General features: G+C 44.1%; 1 protein-coding gene. It reads right to left on the reverse strand.

The features are described from left to right. Window positions 1–96: 96 nt before the first annotated feature. A partial coding sequence (locus tag WMO29_RS16645) for a reverse transcriptase domain-containing protein (RefSeq protein ID WP_349165552.1) occupies window positions 97–1,566 on the reverse strand: 1,470 nt, incomplete at its 5' end.

Below are 1,566 nucleotides of genomic sequence, written 5' to 3' on the forward strand. Positions count from 1 at the left end.
CGGAAATAGCGATAGGTAAGCCTTTGAAGTTATCTCCAGCTTTTCCCCCGCTTCACACCGGACATGCGACTTTCACCGCATCCGGCGTTCCATCAATCAAACAGATTTCTTAGTCTCCTTAGTCATACCATTATGAGAATTATTCGTAAGATTTGGCTTCTCCAAATCAATGGGTTTCCTTTTTGCCAATGTTCGCAGTTTGTTCAGCTTTGTGAGCTGTGAAGTATCCAATTTAAGAGCGGTGAGATAAGAACGAATAGTGTCCTCATCAGCTGCGTGTATCAGTTCATGTACTGGTGCAAGCACCAATACCAGATTTTCATACTTATCTCTGCCTCCAATTCCTTTTGGCTTCTTGTGATGGCAGTGAATTTCTGATATACACTGAAATTTCTTTCCCGTTACCGCACATTTTCCCCATTGAGCGGAGAACAGTGAGATACGGTTATCCGCATACTCTGTACTGCGGCTGTATGTAGGCGCTCTCATTAGCTGTAGCAGTAAGAAAGTGTTTATCCGCAAATCGTCATGGATTTCACTTCTTCCTGCCGCTGTGTAAGCGCACACTTTTCGCCGCTGACTCATTGGATTTTTACATTGAACATAGCTTATTGGATAAATCGGTTCTTTGGATTGTGCTATATATCTTAGTTGCTCCGATTTCCCATATCTTTGGATTTCCATTTTTGTCAGGTCACGGCCTTCCTTTTTCAGCCGGTGTGTCTTTCCAGATTTCAGCCTGTTTTTGAGAACTGTATTAACAGCTCTGCCAATATCACCGCAGTCTATGCTGATGTCAGTGGCTAACTGGTAGTAATTCTGGATTCCCATAACCATGGAGTTGAACAGCCGTACTTCCCCGGCTTCTCCACGTCCTTTTTTGGGAAATTTGATATTTCCAACTTGTTTAGTCAGGTTGGCTTTAACCTTTTTGTATGCTTTATCGCACATGTGCGATTGAACGACGTACTTTTTCCCCTTTTTGCGTAGTCGGATTTTGAATCCGAGAAATTCAGAATAGCTCCGTCTGACGTCAACAACTCTCGTTTTCTCCGGTGAAACATCAAGGCGCAGGCGTTCTTTCAGCCATTGCGTGACCGCAATCAGCGTCCGGTCTGCCTGTTCCCTTGTTCTACAGAGAATCCGAAAATCGTCTGCATATCTCACGATATACATTTCTTTCAGCCGTGTATTCCGCATTGCCCGGTACGCATGGCTTTGTATCGGACAGCCTGCCGCATTTTCTCTGTAAGCGTAGTTTTCCGTTACCGGGTTGCACTGCCATTGGCTTTCTATCCAATGGTCAAGTTCATTCAGCACCACATTTGCCAATAGTGGGGAAATAATTCCGCCTTGCGGCGTTCCCTTTGTTGGGCGTTCTGTGTTGCCGTCCGGCATGAGGATTGGAGCTTTGAGAATCCTACGGATTACATAGAGCAGTTCTTTATCCCGGATATTCAGTGACCATAACTGTTTTATCAGTTTTGAATGGTCTACATTGTCAAAGAAACCTTTTATGTCAAACTCTACTACATAGTGAAGTCCTGACTTTTGCATAAGTCTGTA

Source organism: Laedolimicola intestinihominis (genome assembly GCF_040096155.1).
Classification (GTDB): Bacteria; Bacillota; Clostridia; order Lachnospirales; family Lachnospiraceae; genus Laedolimicola; species Laedolimicola intestinihominis.